The organism is Sneathiella sp. (assembly GCF_002694385.1).
Taxonomy (GTDB): Bacteria; Pseudomonadota; Alphaproteobacteria; order Sneathiellales; family Sneathiellaceae; genus Sneathiella.
On record NZ_NZMB01000010.1, the window covers coordinates 75442 to 91332 of the forward strand.

The 15891-nt window shown below is 60.1% G+C and carries 14 protein-coding genes; 9 read left to right on the forward strand and 5 right to left on the reverse strand.

Features of this window, described 5'->3' with window-relative positions; all coding sequences use genetic code 11:
• Positions 1–10 precede the first annotated feature (10 nt).
• The 3 genes from CMN55_RS05000 (at position 11) to CMN55_RS05010 (ending at position 3586) form a co-directional block, all read left to right on the forward strand.
• On the forward strand, positions 11–1345 hold the full coding sequence (locus CMN55_RS05000) for a deoxyguanosinetriphosphate triphosphohydrolase (protein ID WP_293948442.1): 1335 nt from the start codon (positions 11–13) through the stop codon (positions 1343–1345).
• Between the two features lie 94 nt (positions 1346–1439).
• Positions 1440–2552, forward strand: coding sequence for a DUF2336 domain-containing protein (locus CMN55_RS05005; protein ID WP_293948443.1), 1113 nt, complete (start codon positions 1440–1442; stop codon positions 2550–2552).
• A gap of 92 nt (positions 2553–2644) precedes the next feature.
• Positions 2645–3586 (forward strand): alpha/beta hydrolase, encoded by a 942-nt coding sequence (locus CMN55_RS05010; RefSeq protein WP_293948444.1) that lies wholly within the window; start codon positions 2645–2647, stop codon positions 3584–3586.
• Positions 3587–4153: 567 nt separating this feature from the next.
• Here the strand turns inward: CMN55_RS05010 and CMN55_RS05015 are convergent.
• On the reverse strand, positions 4154–5176 hold the full coding sequence (locus tag CMN55_RS05015; RefSeq protein ID WP_293948445.1) for a Fe(3+) ABC transporter substrate-binding protein: 1023 nt from the start codon (positions 5174–5176) through the stop codon (positions 4154–4156).
• Positions 5177–5344: 168 nt separating this feature from the next.
• Here CMN55_RS05015 and CMN55_RS05020 point away from each other — a divergent pair, with 168 nt between their 5' ends.
• On the forward strand, positions 5345–5767 hold the full coding sequence (locus CMN55_RS05020) for a GFA family protein (protein WP_293948446.1): 423 nt from the start codon (positions 5345–5347) through the stop codon (positions 5765–5767).
• A 42-nt stretch (positions 5768–5809) separates the two neighbouring features.
• Here CMN55_RS05020 and aptA read toward each other — a convergent pair whose 3' ends face one another.
• Complete coding sequence (gene aptA, locus CMN55_RS05025) at positions 5810–7138, reverse strand: omega-aminotransferase AptA (RefSeq protein WP_293948447.1); 1329 nt, start codon at positions 7136–7138, stop codon at positions 5810–5812.
• A 166-nt stretch (positions 7139–7304) separates the two neighbouring features.
• Between aptA and CMN55_RS05030 the strand changes: the two genes are divergently transcribed.
• The gene (locus CMN55_RS05030) at positions 7305–7853 is read left to right on the forward strand and encodes a cupin domain-containing protein (RefSeq protein ID WP_293948448.1); all 549 of its coding nucleotides are present in this window, start codon (positions 7305–7307) and stop codon (positions 7851–7853) included.
• Here the strand turns inward: CMN55_RS05030 and CMN55_RS05035 are convergent.
• Both CMN55_RS05035 and CMN55_RS05040 read right to left on the reverse strand, forming a co-directional pair.
• On the reverse strand, positions 7850–8929 hold the full coding sequence (locus CMN55_RS05035; protein WP_293948449.1) for a quinone-dependent dihydroorotate dehydrogenase: 1080 nt from the start codon (positions 8927–8929) through the stop codon (positions 7850–7852). The two genes, CMN55_RS05030 and CMN55_RS05035, sit on opposite strands and share 4 nt — an antisense overlap.
• The gene (locus CMN55_RS05040; protein WP_293948450.1) at positions 8926–9267 is read right to left on the reverse strand and encodes a DUF952 domain-containing protein; all 342 of its coding nucleotides are present in this window, start codon (positions 9265–9267) and stop codon (positions 8926–8928) included. Before CMN55_RS05040 ends, CMN55_RS05035 begins: the two co-directional genes overlap by 4 nt.
• Positions 9268–9430: 163 nt before the next feature.
• Between CMN55_RS05040 and CMN55_RS05045 the strand changes: the two genes are divergently transcribed.
• Positions 9431–10276: a branched-chain amino acid aminotransferase gene (locus CMN55_RS05045; protein WP_293948451.1), complete on the forward strand. Its 846-nt coding sequence runs from the start codon at positions 9431–9433 to the stop codon at positions 10274–10276.
• Positions 10277–10318: 42 nt separating this feature from the next.
• On the opposite strand, the gene CMN55_RS05050 is transcribed toward CMN55_RS05045, so the two are convergent.
• Positions 10319–11908 (reverse strand): lysine--tRNA ligase, encoded by a 1590-nt coding sequence (locus CMN55_RS05050; protein ID WP_293948452.1) that lies wholly within the window; start codon positions 11906–11908, stop codon positions 10319–10321.
• A 105-nt stretch (positions 11909–12013) separates the two neighbouring features.
• On the opposite strand from CMN55_RS05050, the gene CMN55_RS05055 reads away from it, so the two are divergent.
• The 3 genes from CMN55_RS05055 to CMN55_RS05065 all read left to right on the forward strand — a co-directional run bounded on the left by CMN55_RS05055 (position 12014) and on the right by CMN55_RS05065 (position 15889).
• Positions 12014–14800: an ATP-dependent DNA helicase gene (locus CMN55_RS05055; RefSeq protein ID WP_293948453.1), complete on the forward strand. Its 2787-nt coding sequence runs from the start codon at positions 12014–12016 to the stop codon at positions 14798–14800.
• Between the two features lie 50 nt (positions 14801–14850).
• Positions 14851–15261: a tellurite resistance TerB family protein gene (locus CMN55_RS05060; RefSeq protein WP_293948454.1), complete on the forward strand. Its 411-nt coding sequence runs from the start codon at positions 14851–14853 to the stop codon at positions 15259–15261.
• An 85-nt stretch (positions 15262–15346) separates the two neighbouring features.
• The gene (locus CMN55_RS05065) at positions 15347–15889 is read left to right on the forward strand and encodes an NAD(P)-dependent oxidoreductase (protein WP_293948455.1); all 543 of its coding nucleotides are present in this window, start codon (positions 15347–15349) and stop codon (positions 15887–15889) included.
• Positions 15890–15891: the final 2 nt, after the last annotated feature.

Sequence of the window (15891 nt, forward strand, 5' to 3'; positions counted from 1 at the left end):
ACCTGATCCCATGATGGATTGGACCCGACTACTTTCAACGCGCCGTTTCGGTCAGGATCACAAGGATCCGGTGATCGCCTCGCGCAGCCCCTTTCACAAGGATCAGGACCGTATTGTCTTTTCCTCCGCCTTCCGGCGGTTGCAGGACAAGACGCAGGTGCACACCCTCGCCGAGAGCGACTATGTGCGCACCCGCCTCACCCATTCCATGGAAGTGGCCTCCGTTGGCCGTTCGCTTGGCGCCAATGCCGGGCAGGTCATCATCGACCGGCATCTGAAAGGCAGCGACTACAACCCCGCGGATTTCGGGCATATCGTCTCCGCCGCCTGCCTCGCCCATGACATCGGCAATCCCCCCTTCGGCCATTTCGGGGAGGAGATTATCCGCCACTGGTTCGCCAAGGGCAAAGGCGCGGAAGGCCGGGCCGAGGGCCTGACGCCCGCACAGATGCGCGATTTCGAACTGTTCGAAGGCAATGCGCAAGGTTTCCGCGTCCTCACAAAGCTGCAAAACTGGCGCAATTCCGGGGGGTTGCGCCTGACTTACGCCACCCTTGGCACCTTTATGAAATATCCCCGCGTCTCATCCGTCAGCGCGCCCGCGCCCGGCGACAGCGGGGCTAAGAAATTCGGCGTCATGCAATCGGAGCTCGACGCCTTTCGCGAAATCGCCGCGGAACTCGGCCTCCTCAAACGCGGGACGGAGGATTACTGGTGCCGTCATCCGCTATCCTATCTGGTCGAGGCGGCGGATGATATCTGCTACTCCATCGTCGATATCGAGGATGGCTACAAGCTCGGCCGCCTCGCCTATGACGAGACGGAAGACATCATGATCCGCATTCTCGGCAGCCCGCCGAAGCGCTATCACGAGGTAGACGACCCGACGGAGCGAATCTCCTATCTGCGGGCGAAATGCATCGGCCGGCTGATCGGCGAGGTTTCGGACATTTTCCGCGATAACGAGGCCGCCATTCTCGCCGGGAATTTCAAGGGGGATTTGCTCGATCATTCCCGCCGGGTGAAGATTTTCGCGGAAATCCATGCCCTCTGCCGCCGCGAAATCTATCAGCATCCGGAGCGTATTCGCGCGGAACTGAGCGGTGCGGAGATACTGACGACCCTGCTCGACGCCTTTTATGAGGCCAATCTGGACTGGGAAATCGCCGCGACAGGCGGCTGCCCCATCCCGCCGCGCTCCGCCGTGCTGATGACGCTTTTCCCTGATGGCAAGGCAACCCCGCGCGATAAATATGCCTGGCTGCTCGGCATCACGGATTTTGTCTCCGGCATGACCGATTCCTTCGCCCTGCGTCAGTTCCGGGAAATGCGCGGCATCGTCTGAATTCCGCGTCATTGACCCGAAATGCGCCGTTCGCTTACCGTCTGTTAACCTCTCGCCTCTACAGTTATCTTTATTTCTCTGGCTGATAATGTCGATGCAGGCTCATCCTTCATGCCCAGGCGAGCGGATCGCCGCCCTGTTCGCAACCATGCCGACCCCGACCCGGGTGCAGACCGCCCGCACGGCCGGGCGGGAATTTGCCGCGCAGAGCCTGACCGACGACGATCTGGAACTGACCCGGGCCGTCATTGAACATTGCATCCACGATATTGATGCCGCCGTCCGCCAGGCCATTGCCGAAGCGGTGCAGGAATGCGAATTTCTCTCGCACGATCTTGCCCTGAAGCTGGCGCTGGATGTGGAGGAGGTCGCGCTACCGATTGTGTCCTCGTCCCCCGTTCTGTCGGATGAGGATTTGTTCCGGGTTCTTGAAACGGCGACGAATGGCAAACAGATGGCGATTGCCGCCCGGCCGCATCTGGGCTTGCTGTCCACCGGCTGGCTCGCGGAGCATGGCTGTTACTCCGCCCTCAAGATATGCCTCGGCAATGAAACGGCGATCATCGGCAAGGCGGCCTATCAGCATCTCATGGCGCGGTTCGGGGATGTGGAGCCGATCCAGAAGCTGCTTGTCGAGCGGCCCTATCTGCCGACCGAGGTGGTGTCGCAGCTGTTCGATTTTATTTCCGAGGAATACAAGCAAATCCTGATCGCCCGCAATCCGGTGGCCGAAAACACCTCCGTTTATAAAATCCTGACGGCGCGGGAAAAGCTGCTCGCCAAAACTCTGGATCGGCGCATGACCGATTATGAACAGAAAAAGAAATGCCTCGCGCTTGACCGCGAAGGGCGGCTCACCTCCACCCTGATGCTGCGCCTGCTGATCATGGGCAATCACTCCTTTTTCGCCGCCGCGCTGGGCCATGCCTCGGGCATTTCCAAAAAGCGCGTCGTGTCCCTCACTTCCGGGCGCGGCTATCTCGGCTTGCAACGTCTGTATGAGCGGGCCGCGCTGCCGCCCTATCACTATACCGCCTTTCGCATCACCCTTGAGGAACACCGCAAGGCCCTGCATTATCACCCGCGCGCGGATCAGGAAAATTTCCGCCAGCGCATCCTCGACCGCATCGCCCTGACTTACGGCTGGGACGCGGACATGACGCAGGAAGAGCTGATGGAAAAATTGCTTCCCAAGCGGCTGCATTGACCCGTAAACTACCCAGGCGCGCACGCCGGGCCATCGCGGTCCGGCCATAACTAAAAGCCCGGCAACAAGGGCCTTCAACAGGGAGACGGGGAATGACATTGGATCCACAGGCGAAATATGTACTCGATCTGGCTGAGGAGCGGGGATTGCCGCCCCTCGATCAACTGACGCCGGACGCCGCCAAGGCCGATTATGAGGACCGGGCAACGAAACTGACGTTCCGCGATGTCCCCATCGGCAACAGCCTCGATCTCGACATTCCGGGGCCGCACGGCGCTATTCCGATCCGCATTTACCAGCCGGACGGCATGACGGCGCCGCTGCCGACGCTTATCTATTACCACGGCGGCGGCTGGGTCATCGGCAGCCGCGATACCCATGACAGCCTGTGCCGCCTGATCGCCAATTCCGGGCCGTTCATCGTCGTCTCCGTCGATTACCGCATGGGGCCGGAAGCCCCGTTTCCCGCCGCCGTGGACGATGCCATCACCGCCTTCAACTGGACCCATGAGAACATCGCCGACTATAACGGCAACCCCGAAAAAGTCGCCGTCGGCGGGGATAGCGCGGGCGGCAACCTGTCCGCCGTTGTCGCCCTTCTCGCGCGCGACGCGGGCGGTTTTCAGCCTGCTTTTCAATGGCTGATCTATCCCGCGACCCGCATGGAAATGACATCGCCGTCGCATCAGAAATACGCCGAAGGCTATTTCCTGACCCGCGATCTCATGCGGTATTTCCAGCGCCACTATCTGCAAAATCCGGATGATTACAAGGACTGGCGCGCCTCCCCGCTGCTCGCGGACAGCCTCGCCGGGCTCGCCCCCGCCCTTATCCAGACCGCCGGGTTCGACCCCTTGCAGGATGAAGCCATCGAATATGCCGCGCGCATGAACCGCGAGGGCAGCAAAGCCACGCATACCCACTTCCCCGGCATGATCCACGGCTTCGTCAATCTCGGCGGCGTGATCGACGCGGCCCATGACTGCGTGAAAGAAGGCGTCACCGCCCTGCAAAAGGCGTTTCGCGGATCGTAAAAATTACATGAAATGAGGTATAGATATTCCTTGAGAATAAAATACAAAATGAAATGTAAATAATTTTATGAAAAAAATTATGATAAAGATGAAAAGGGTAGAAATATTCAGGAAAAATATATCAATAAACTAAAATATTTGAAATTGATCGGGCAATCTCTCCTTTCAAAAGAGGTGAAAAATATCGCCTGACTTATCCTTTACATAGTTGTTGAAGAAAATGAATTGGAACGGAAATTCCGGGCCGCCCCCTGCCCCGTCGTTCTGGAAAAATGGCGAATACCAAATAAAGCTCCGGATTATATGACCGGAGAAATGATAAAATAACTGCCGATGATGATTGCCGGAAAAGAGGAGCTGAACCGCTCCGACCCAAGCCCGCCATATCGGCACATCTGACTATTTCATGAAATCGAAGCCTTGCCCCCGCAAGTGCTTCTGCGCGCTATTATAGCAAATTACCCGCCGCCAGTCAACCATTCCGTAAAAATCCCGCCCCGCGCCCGCCAACACCCCACAAAAAAAGGGGCCCGGAGGCCCCTTTTCGGTTCAGTCGCGGAGGTTGGCTTAGCGCCAGCCGGCCCGGTCGAAGATTTTGACGGCTTCGGCCTGCGCATCGGCGACTTTATCGAGGCCGACTTCGTCCATCTTGAATTCGCCCCATCCGGCGACGGTCTTATCGAGCTCGACGCCCGGCTTCACGGGGAATTCATAGTTGGTGGAGGCGTAGAATTCCTGCGCCTTGTCTTCGGACAGATATTCGATCAGCTTGATCGCGGCGTCCTTGTTCTTTGCTGATTTGGTGACGCCCGCGCCGGAGACGTTAAAATGCGCGCCGCGCCCGTCCTGGTTCGGCCAGAAGAGGGCAACTTTCTCCGTCACGGCAACCTGCTCCGGGTCCTTGGAATTCTGCATGCCGCCATAATAATAGGTGTTGGCGATGGCAATATCGCATTCCCCGGCGGCCGCGGCCTTAAGCTGATCCCGATCGCCGCCCTGCGGCTTGCGGGCGAGATTGTCCTTGATGCCATTGGCCCATTTTTCGGCGGCTTCCGCCCCGTCATGCACGATGATGGAGGCCAGCAGCGACTGGTTATAGGCATTGCTGGAGGAGCGGACGCAGATCTTGCCCTTCCATTTCGGGTCGGCGAGATCCTCATAGGTGGAGAGATTGGCCGGATCGACCCGGTCTTTCGCATAGAAAATCACCCGGCTGCGCGCCGACAGGCCAAACCATTCCCCGGCCGGATCCCGGAAATGCGCCGGAATATTCGCCGACAGCACATCCGATTCAATCGGCTGCAACACGCCCGCGGCCTTATGGGCGGCAAGACGGCTGATATCAACGGTCAGGACGGCATCGGCGGGGCTGTTGTCGCCTTCCGCCTTCAGGCGCTCAAGCGTGCCTTCCTTGGCAAAAACGACATTGACCTTGATGCCCGTGTCTTTTTCAAACTCATCGAGGATGGGGCGAATAAGGCTTTCCTGGCGAGAGGAATACAGATTGACTTCCTCGGCGAGGGCGGGCGTCGCCGTCGCGCTCACCGTCAGTGCGGCCACCAGAAGCGGCACGGAAAATTTCAAGCGCATAAATTATCCTTGTATAAATGCAAAATGCTTCATAGAGCTGGGATTCATAAACTGAAGAGAATGCTTATGCAAGTCATTACCAATATTATTTAGGCGTGGGGCTCATTATTTCAGCGAAATGACATATCCATCACCCTCCCCCCATGACAACCGAATGAGTAGGCCATCATGACCGAGACCACATCCGGCTCCTGCCTGTGCGGCGCCGTTACATTCCAGATTTCCGGCGAGTTTCAGAGCTTCTTTCTGTGCCATTGCTCCCGATGCCGGAAGGATACCGGATCGGCGCATGCCGCCAATCTGTTTTCATCGACCGCGACGATTAGCTGGCTGTCGGGAGAAGACAAAATCAGGACTTACCGCCTTCCGGAGACCCGCCATGAGAAAAGTTTCTGCCGCCTGTGCGGCTCTGCCCTGCCGACTATGGCCCTGAAGGGCGCCTTGCTTGTCGTTCCCGCGGGGAGCATTGATACCCCCCTCGACATGCGGCCAACGGCGCATATCTGCCTGTCCAGCCGGGCGGAGTGGGACAGGGATCCGGACGATATTCCGCGCATGGATGGCCTGCCGGGCCCGTCCGCGCCGGAATAAAATCCGGGGCCGCGGGCCGGTCAGGGCCTCCCGCACATCAGATCAGGCGATGTCTTTCAACACATCGGAGAGCAGGCCGAACATCTCGTCGATATGCTGTTTTTCAACGATCAGCGGCGGCGACAGCGCGATGATATCGCCCGTCGTGCGGATCAGCAGGCCCTTTTCAAAGCATTTGACGAGGGCCTCATAGGCGCGCGCCGTCGGTTTTCCGGGGGCAGGCTCCAGCTCGATCGCGCCGATCAGGCCGAGATTGCGGATATCGATCACATGCGGCAGCCCTTTCAGGGAATGCACCGCCTCCTCCCAATAGGGGGCGATGTCAGCGGCGCGCTCGAACAGGCTGTCCTCCTTGTAGCAATCGAGCGTGGCCAGGCCCGCCGCCGCCGCCACCGGATGGCCGGAATAGGTGTAGCCGTGGAACAGCTCGATCATATTCTCCGGACCGGTCATGAAGGCGTCATAGATTTCCTTGGTGCAGACGACGCCGCCCATGGGGATGGTGCCGCTGGTGAGGCCCTTGGCCAGGGTCACCAGATCGGGTTTGACGCCGAAGAAATCCGTCGCGAAGGCCGAGCCGAGCCGCCCGAAGCCCGTGATCACCTCATCAAAAATCAGCAGGATGCCATGCCTGTCGCAAATGGCGCGCAAGCGTTCCAGATAGCCCTTCGGCGGCATGAGGACGCCGGTGGAGCCCGCGACCGGCTCGACAATCACCGCGGCGATGGTGGAGGCGTCATGCAGGGTGACGAGACGTTCCAGCTCATCGGCAAGCTCGGCGCCATGCTCGGGCTGACCACGGGTGAAGCTGTTCTTTTGCGGCAGATGCGTGTGCGGCAGATGATCGACCCCGGTCAGCATGGTGCCGAAGGTCTTGCGGTTGCTGACGATGCCGCCGACGGAAATGCCGCCGAAACCGGTGCCGTGATAGCCCCGCTCTCGCCCGATCAGGCGGGTCCGGGTCCCCTCCCCCCGCGCCCGGTGATAGGCGAGCGCGATCTTGAGCGCCGTATCCACCGATTCCGATCCGGAGTTGGTGAAGAAGATATGATCGAGGCCGGAGGGGAACATGCCCGTCACCCGCGCCGCCAGCTCAAACACCTTCGGATGGCCCATCTGGAAGGAGGGCGCGTAATCCAGCTCCCCGATCTGTTTCGAGACCGCCGCAACGATGCGCGGATCGGAATGACCGGCGTTGCAGCACCAGAGACCGGCCGTCCCGTCGAGGATCGGCTGCCCCTTCGCATCCGTATAATACATGCCCTTGGCGCTGACCAGCATCCGGGGGTTCGCCTTGAACTGGCGGTTTGCCGTAAACGGCATCCAGTAGGCATCGAGGTTATTGGGCGAAGATGCGGCGGTATCTGACATGTCTGACCTCTTGAATCACGATTTTCAGGAAGCCTAACTGGATCGATACTTTACACAAGATCAAAATTAATTGCCGATAATCTGCGGTTTTCTTGCGTGATGCGTGATTTTTATGTTTAAAATACTAAACAATCCGCCGAATCAACGGCAACAGGGAGAGACGCAGATGGAATTCGACCTTGGGGCGCGGCTGCGCAGCCTGCGGGAGCAGCATGGCCTGTCACAACGCGAGCTGGCCAAGCGGGCGGGCGTCACCAACGGCACCATTTCGATGATCGAACAGAACCGCACCAGCCCGGCCGTCGGCTCCCTCAAGAAAGTGCTGGATGGCTTTCCCATTGGTCTGTCGGAATTCTTCGCCAGTGATTTTTCATCGCGGCAGAAGATTTTTTACGATCATGAGGAACTCACCCGAATATCGGACGGGAAAATCGCCTACCGTCAGGTGGGACGCGATCTGACCGGCAAATCGCTGCAGATGCTGCATGAAATCTATGCGCCGGGGTCCGACACGGGCCGCAGCATGCTGTCCCATCAGGGGGAGGAAGCGGGCGTCATCGTCAAGGGCAAGCTGGAGGTGACCGTCGGGACGGAACGGCGCATCCTCAAGGCCGGGGACGCCTATTATTTCGAAAGCCACCGCCCGCACCGCTTCCGCGCCATCGGCAATGAGGAAGTCGTGGTGGTCAGCGCCTGCACCCCGCCGAGTTTTTAAGGGATGGGCGTATCCACCCCGACCGCCTCACGGACCGAGCCAAACCCATCGGCGTGAAGATGCGCCGCCAGCCCTTTGGCGATATCCGCCGCGATATAGGGGCCCTTAAAGATCATCGCGCTGTATAGCTGCAACAGCGAGGCCCCGGCCCGGATGCGGGCATAGGCGTCATCGGCATCCTGAATGCCGCCTGCGCCGACAATGGGAATACGCCCGCCCGTCGCCTGATAAAGATCTTTCAGCGCGGCAAGCGCAATGGGTTTGAGCGGCTGGCCGCTCAAGCCCCCGGCCTCCGCCTTTGTCGCGCTGATCAGGGAGCTTGGCCGGGTGATCGTGGTGTTGCCGATGATCAGCCCGTCAATCTGCATCTCCAGCACCGCGGCGGCGATATCGCTCTTGTCGGCATCGGTCAGGTCCGGCGCGATTTTAAGCAGGATGGGAAAGGACGCCGCCCCGGCGGTGATCATCTCTGCCCGCTTCGCCGTCAGCCGGCCGAGCAGCTCTTCCAGCTCCGCCCTGCCCTGAAGCGCCCTCAGCCCCGGCGTATTGGGGGAAGAAATATTGACGGTGACATAGCTGGCGAGCGGGGCCAACCGTTCCATGCCGAGCACATAATCGGCGATGCGGTCTTCGCTTTCCTTATTGGCGCCGAGATTGGCGCCCACGATCACCCCGGCCGGGCGATTGGCAAAGTTACGCACCGCCACATCCAGCCCCTTGCTGTTGAAGCCGAGGCGATTGATCACGCCCTCATCCTCGACCAGCCGGAAGACCCGCGGCCGGGGATTGCCGGGCTGCGGCTTGGGCGTCACGCTGCCCGCCTCAAGAAAGCCGAAACCGAGCCCCGCCAATCCGGCCAGCACGTCGCCATTTTTGTCATAGCCCGCCGCGATGCCGACCGGGTTCGGGAACTTCAGCCCGAAATATTCCACGGCAAGAATAGGATCCGGCGCGTTCGTCACATGCGGCAGAAAACCGTTTTTGAGCGCCTGAAGGGAGAGGCCATGCGCCTTTTCCGCATCGAAGCAAAAAAGCAGCGGCCGCGCCGCCCGGTAAAGTCTCATCACCAATTTCATTCAAGCTCCGGAAAGAGATGCCGGTTATCGGCACCGAGGGGGAGATCGACGGCACTCTTGACCAGCGCCGGATCCAGCGCCCCGTAAAGATGCGGAAACAGGATACCGCCCCGCGCCGCTTCCCATTTGAGGGAGCTCCCCAGCTTTTCGGCCTCAACCGCAATCAGCAGCAGGTTAGGCGCACCCGCCCGATGCTTTGCGGCGCTTTCAACAACTGTATCCGCCGTCGAAAAATGAATGAAACCATCGGCCCTGTCGTTCGCCGTGCCGTTATAAACACCCGACCTCACCGCCGCGTCCCAGTCCGATTTGTCGGCCATGTGATAGATTACTGCCATTCATCCAACCCGATATAAAGTCGCAAAATACCTACAGGATCGGCTCCGCTTTGAGAAGAAAAATCACGCACATGTTCCGTGGATGGCAGGAAGGCTTGCCGCCGCCGCCAAATTTCTGGTAGAGATCAAACGAAGTAAACCATCGAGACAGGAGTATCCGATCATGGCAGGCGTCTTTTTCTATGACGGCAAATGGTATGATGAAAGCCCGCGCGTCACCGGGCCGATGGATCATGCCTTCTGGATGGCCTCCACCGTCTTTGACGGCGCGCGCGCCTTTCAGGGCATGGTCCCCGATCTTGACAGGCACTGCGCCCGGCTCGGCCGTTCCGCCCGCGCGCTGGGCCTTATCCCGACCCTGGAGGCGGAGGAGGTTACCCGGCTTTGCAAAGAGGCAGTGAAAAAGCTGCCGAAGGAATCGGAGCTTTACATCCGGCCGATGTATTTTGCCCGCGGCGGCTTCATCGATGCGGAACCGGACAGCGCGGAATTTATCCTCGCCGTTTATGACAGCCCGATGCCGGAGGCGGGTGGCTTCTCCGCCCATTTCGCAAAGGAACGTCGCCCCGCCCGCGATATGGCCCCGACGGATGCCAAGGCCTCCTGCCTCTATGCCAATTCCGCGCGCTCCGTCGCCGCCGCCCGCAATGCCGGGTTTGACAATGCCATTCTGATGGATGCCAATAACAATGTGGCGGAATTCGCCACCTCCAACATCTGGATCGTGCGCGATGGCGTCGCCCAGACCCCGGCTGCGAACGGTTGCTTCCTTGCCGGGATCACGCGGGAGAGAGTGAAAATTCTCGCCGATGCGGCGGGCATCAAGGTGGAGGAAATCGCCATGACCCGCGAGGATGTCATGACCGCGGATGAAATTTTCAACAGCGGCAACTACGGCAAGATCATGCCGCTCACCCGCATTGAGGACCGGGAGATGCAACCCGGCCCCGTCGCGGCAAAACTGCGCGATATGTATATGGATTTCGCGCGCAGCAGCCAGATTTTCTAGCGGTGCCCGCGGCCCATATCTAAAGAGCCGATAGGGGGCGGATTATTCCGCCCCGAGATCCTGCCCCGCCAGCACGCGTTCGATCAGGGCAACGGTTTCATTGATCCCGTAAAGGGCGATGAAGGACCCCATGCGCGGCCCCTGTGACTGCCCCAGCAGCGTCTCGTAAAGCGCCTTGAACCAGTCCCGCAGGTTTTCAAAGTCATTGTCATTCCCGACCTTGAAGACGGCATTCTGGATTTCGGTCGCATCGGCCCCTGCCGGCAGGGACGTCAACTCCGTCACCAGGTCCAGAAGGGCCTTGCGTTCCTTCTCCGTCGGCAGGCGATACTGTTTCGTCGGCTTCACGAAATCACGGTAATAGGCGATGGCGTAACCGACCAGCTTGTCCAGCTCCGGATTGCTCGCAGGCGTTGCCCCCTTCGCATAGCGCGAGATGAAGCCCCAGAGAACCGATGGTTCCTCCGCATTCACGACGGCCGCGAGATTGAGCAAAATGCCAAAGGTGATCGGCAGGCCTTCGCTCGGCGGATTGCCGTTGTGGATATGCCAGACCGGGTTGGCATATTGCTGCTTCGCCTCCTGTTCGGGGAATTTCTCAAGGAAAGAGAAATACTCATCCACCGCCTTCGGGATCACATCGAAATGCAGCCGCTTCGCCTTTTTGGGATTCTGGTACATATAGAGCGACAGGCTCTCCGGCGAGGCATAGGTCAGCCAGTCCTCGATGGACAGGCCATTGCCCTTCGACTTGGAAATCTTCTTGCCTTCCTGATCGAGGAACAGCTCGTAATTAAAGCCTTCCGGCGGCTGCTTGCCGAGGATGCGGATAATCTTGCTCGACAGCGTAACACTGTCGATCAAATCCTTGCCCGCCATTTCATAATCCACATCGAGCGCATGCCAGCGCATGGCCCAGTCCACCTTCCATTGCAGCTTGCAATGCCCGCCGGTGACGGGAACGGTCACATCTTCGCCCGTTGACGGATCGCTGTAGGTGACGGTGCCCGCCGCCTCATCGCGGCGGATGATCGGCACCTGAAGCACTTCTCCCGTGCGCGGGCAGATCGGCAGGAAGGGCGAATAGGTGGCCTGCCGCTCCGGCCCCAGGGTGGGCAGGATGACATTGATGATGGCGTCATAATTTTTGAGCACCAGCAGCAGGCTTTCATCAAACATGCCCGACTTGTAACACTCCGTCGCCGAACGGAATTCATAGTCGAACCCGAACTGATCGAGAAACGCCTGAAGCCGCGCATTGTTATGTTCGCCGAAGCTGTTATGGGTGCCGAACGGGTCCGGCACAACGGTCAGCGGCTTATTGAGGTTAGCGGCCAGCAATTCCTGGTTCGGCACATTGTCCGGCACCTTGCGAAGCCCATCCATATCATCGGAAAAGGCGATCAGCCGGGTCGGGATATCCGACAGGATGGAAAAGGCATGGCGCACCATGGTTGTGCGCGCCACCTCGCCGAAAGTGCCGATATGCGGCAGGCCGGACGGGCCATAACCGGTCTCGAACAGCACATAGCCTTTTTCGGGCGCCGCTTTCGCATAGCGATCCACAAGCTTTTTTGCCTCGACAAAAGCCCAGGAGTTGCTCGATAGTGCAATTTCCGCGTCCGGTGACATGGTGACCTCATTGGATGGTGAGTGCGTTCGAAAGCGCGGAATGTAGGCGCACAGAGGGGTTGCGTCAACGACCGCAAAACAAATTTCGCCCTGAATTAAGGAAAAATGGACGATAAACGCGACACAGACGCCACATATGGCGATATCCGGCTGCCCGACGCCCCGGTTCTGGTGCTGGCCGGGCTGAACGGCCACTGGCTGACGCCGGATGGGGAGATGCTCTCAACCTCGCTGGAAGAGACCGCGATCCGCGCCGCGCAAAGCCCGCCGCTGCTGGTGCACCGGCTGAATATGGCAACCCGTCTTGGCGTCAACCCGTTTCCGGCCTATGACCTGCTGGAGCTGTTCGCCTTCGCCTATCCGGCGCGGTCCTGCCTGCCGACTGTCCGCGGCCTTGCCCGCGCGCTTCACCTGCCCATCCCGGACGCCCCCGAAGAACAGCCCCTGCTGCTGTTCGAGGCGACAAATTCCATATTAAATTATTTAACCGGTTTAAAAAACAAAGAGAGAAAAGCGGCCGCGTCCATCGCCGCCACCATGGCGAAAGCCGGGTGGAGCTGGGGCCCCTCCGTCGTGGCCGCGCTGGGGGAGCCGGAGGAAGAGCCCGGCCGCTTTGGCGGGCTGGATCGCTGGCTGGATCTTGCGGAATGGCCCGATTACGCGCCGGAGCCGCCACCCGATGACATCGCGGTCAGCGAGTTTGAAGCGCGCGAGAGGCTGAAGGAAATGCTGGGCGGTGATGCCGAACCCCGGCCGCAGCAGGCCGATTACACCGCCCTCGCCTCCCATGCCTTTGTGCCGCGCAACCAGGCCGATGTGCCCAATCTGGTGCTGGCCGAGGCGGGAACGGGCACCGGCAAGACCCTTGGCTATATCGCCCCCGCCAGCCTCTGGGCCGAGAAGAACGGCGCCGCGGTGTGGATTTCGACCTATACGAAGAATTTGCAGCGGCAGATCGACACCGAGCTGGACCGCCTCTATCCCGACCGGCGGGACAAGGCGGAAAAAGCCGTCGTCCGCAAGGGGCGGGAGAATTATCTCTGCCTGCTCAATTTTGAGGAAGCATTGCAGGGCGGCGTTGCGGCGCGCGGCGATCAACTCCGCCTCGGCCTCATCGCGCGCTGGATCTCGGCGACGCGTGACGGCGATATGGTGGGCGGTGATTTCCCCGGCTGGCTGCCGCAGCTTGAGGCCGGATCGGGCGTTACCCGGCTGGCCGACCGGCGCGGTGAATGCATCTATTCCGCCTGCCCCCATTATCGCAAATGCTTTATCGAAAAATCGGCGCGCAAGGCGCGCAAGGCCGATCTGGTGATCGCCAACCATGCCCTGGTCATGATCAATGGCGCCTCCCGCCCCGATGATCCCTATCTGCCGAAGCGGTTTGTCTTCGATGAGGGACATCATCTGTTCGATGCGGCGGACAGCGCCTTTTCCGCCCAGTTGACCGGGTTTGAGACGGCCGAGCTGCGCCGCTGGATCGCCGGCAGCAGCACGGGCCGCAAAAGCCGGATGCGCGGGCTGGAAAACCGCATCGGCGATCTGATCGGCGCCGATGAAAAGGGCATGGAACTGCTTCAGGAGGCGATGCAGGCGGCCCGCAAACTCCCCGGCGATGGCTGGCGCGAGCGTGTCCGAAACGCCACGCCCGACGGCCCGATGGAGGAATTCCTGATCCATCTGCGCGCCCAGGTGTTGGCGAGGTGTCAGCAGCCGGACAGCCCCTATTCCATTGAATGCGGACCGGAGGAGGCCGTCCCCGGACTTACGGAGGCCGCGAGGAAGCTGGAGAGCGCCCTCGTCCACCTCTCCACCCCCCTCGCGGCGCTGGCAAAAATTCTCATAGCGCGGCTGGATGAAGAGGCAGATGAGCTCGACAGCGCCACGCGCCAGCGCATTGACGCCGCCGTGCAGGGGATCAGCCGCCGCGTTTCCCTCAGCATCGCGCCCTGGCGGGCGATGCTGAAAGAAATTGAAAATCCCACGCCGGACGGGTTTGTCGATTGGTTCGCCATAGAACGGACGGCCGGTCGGGAACTCGACCTCGGATATTATCGCAGCTATATCGATCCGACGCAGCCGTTCGCCGACACCATCCTCAAATCCGCGCATGGGGCCGTGATCACCTCGGCCACCCTTCGGGACAGCTATGACGATACGGAGAACTGGCAGACCGCGGATATGCGCACCGGGGCGCATCACCTTGTCCTGCCGCCGATGCGGGCGCATTTCTCCTCCCCCTTTGATTTTGCCGATCAGACCCGCATCATTGTCGTGACCGATGTCCGCCGCGACCATATGAAGGAGGTCTCCGCCGCCTATCGGGAGCTGTTTCTGGCGTCCGGCGGCGGCGCCCTCGGCCTCTTTACGGCGATCTGGCGCCTGCGCGCCGTGCATGAGAATATTCGGGGGCCCCTCGCCGCCGCCGGATATGATGTCTATGCACAGCATCAGGACGCGCTGGATACCGCCACCCTTGTCGATATCTTCCGGGAGGAGGAGAATTCCATCCTGCTCGGCACCGATGCGGTGCGCGACGGCGTGGATGTGCCGGGGCGGTCGCTGCGGCTCCTCGTCTTTGATCGCACCCCCTGGCCACGGCCCGATATCAAGCACCGGGCCCGCAAGAAGGCCTTCGGCGGCGGTAAATATGACGACAGGCTGACACGCTTCAAGCTGAAGCAGGCCTATGGCCGGTTGCTGCGCCGGGAAAGCGATTTCGGCGTCTTCGTCATGCTAGACAGCATGCTGCCCTCGCGTCTGGCCTCCGCCTTTCCGCCGGAGGTGGAAATCCACCGCCTCGGACTGAAGGACGCCATCGCCCTCACCCGCAACTTCATTGCGGAAAAAGAACAGAATTTGCGAAAAATATCATTGGATAATCGGGACTGAAGCCCATATTCTGGGGCAGTCTTTAAACACCAGACCGGAGAAAATGCCTGATGGCGACGCTTAACCTGCACACGGCCCTTATTTCAACAATGGTTATTGTATCGGCGGCCGACCGCGAAATGACGGACCGCGAGCTTTTCACCATTGGCGAAATCGTCCGCACCCTGCCGGTTTTCAAGGGGTATGATGAAGAACATCTGCCCGCTGATGCCTCGGCCTGCGTCGATATGCTGAACGGCGATCAGCGGCTTGATGAAATCATCGCCAAGATCCGCGCCGTTCTGCCGAAGAAGCTGTATGATACCGCCTACGCGCTCGCCTGTGATGTGGCCGTGTCGGACGGGCAGCTCAGCCAGGAAGAATTGCGCATCCTGGAAATGCTGCGCCATGGCTTCGATGTGGACCGGCTGACCGCCGCCGCCATCGAACGCGGCACAGCCGTGCGCTATGCGCGTATCTGACCCACCTAAATTTGATCAAACTAATATTTGCCAAAAAGACGCTATCCGGTAATATTTCTTCCCAATAACAAACGGGGGGAAATGGATGGCCAGTCTAACAGGGGTTTCTGTCGGGTTTCTTGGGCTCGGCGATGTGGGCCGACCGGTGTTGCGGCGGTTAAAGGCGCGCGGCGCCGAGGTGTATGCGACCAGCCGGTCACCGGCGCTGCGCTATAAAATGGCGCGGGATGCGGTCAATATCTGCAATACCCCCGCAGAGGTGGCCGCGCATATCGGCAACGGCATCATCTTCATGATGCTGTCGCAGGACACCCTGATCAACGCCTTCATGGAAGGGGAGGACGGGCTGCTGGCCAGTCTGTCTCCCGGCACGCTGATTGTCGATCTGGGCCCGACTTCACCCGACATAGCGCGTAAATTCTCGCAGCTGGTGCGCAAGAGCGGCGGACGCTGGCTCGAAGCGCCCGCCCTTGGCAGTGAACAGGCGGCGGCGGAAGGGCGGCTTACCATCCACGCCGGGGGAGAGCGTGAGGATTTTGACCGCGCCCTGCCTCTGCTTCAGGAAATTGCCCGCGATATTGACTATTTGGGCAAGATCGGCGCGGGGCAGCCCGAAAGGGCCGGATAGGC

Coding starts and splice junctions, on each gene's coding strand:
- CMN55_RS05000 (WP_293948442.1), top strand. CDS start 11: ATGATGGATTGGACCCGACTACTTTCAACGCGCCGTTTCGGTCAGGAT.
- CMN55_RS05005 (WP_293948443.1), top strand. CDS start 1,440: ATGCAGGCTCATCCTTCATGCCCAGGCGAGCGGATCGCCGCCCTGTTC.
- CMN55_RS05010 (WP_293948444.1), top strand. CDS start 2,645: ATGACATTGGATCCACAGGCGAAATATGTACTCGATCTGGCTGAGGAG.
- CMN55_RS05015 (WP_293948445.1), bottom strand. CDS start 5,176: ATGCGCTTGAAATTTTCCGTGCCGCTTCTGGTGGCCGCACTGACGGTG.
- CMN55_RS05020 (WP_293948446.1), top strand. CDS start 5,345: ATGACCGAGACCACATCCGGCTCCTGCCTGTGCGGCGCCGTTACATTC.
- aptA (WP_293948447.1), bottom strand. CDS start 7,138: ATGTCAGATACCGCCGCATCTTCGCCCAATAACCTCGATGCCTACTGG.
- CMN55_RS05030 (WP_293948448.1), top strand. CDS start 7,305: ATGGAATTCGACCTTGGGGCGCGGCTGCGCAGCCTGCGGGAGCAGCAT.
- CMN55_RS05035 (WP_293948449.1), bottom strand. CDS start 8,929: ATGAAATTGGTGATGAGACTTTACCGGGCGGCGCGGCCGCTGCTTTTT.
- CMN55_RS05040 (WP_293948450.1), bottom strand. CDS start 9,267: ATGGCAGTAATCTATCACATGGCCGACAAATCGGACTGGGACGCGGCG.
- CMN55_RS05045 (WP_293948451.1), top strand. CDS start 9,431: ATGGCAGGCGTCTTTTTCTATGACGGCAAATGGTATGATGAAAGCCCG.
- CMN55_RS05050 (WP_293948452.1), bottom strand. CDS start 11,908: ATGTCACCGGACGCGGAAATTGCACTATCGAGCAACTCCTGGGCTTTT.
- CMN55_RS05055 (WP_293948453.1), top strand. CDS start 12,014: ATGGACGATAAACGCGACACAGACGCCACATATGGCGATATCCGGCTG.
- CMN55_RS05060 (WP_293948454.1), top strand. CDS start 14,851: ATGGCGACGCTTAACCTGCACACGGCCCTTATTTCAACAATGGTTATT.
- CMN55_RS05065 (WP_293948455.1), top strand. CDS start 15,347: ATGGCCAGTCTAACAGGGGTTTCTGTCGGGTTTCTTGGGCTCGGCGAT.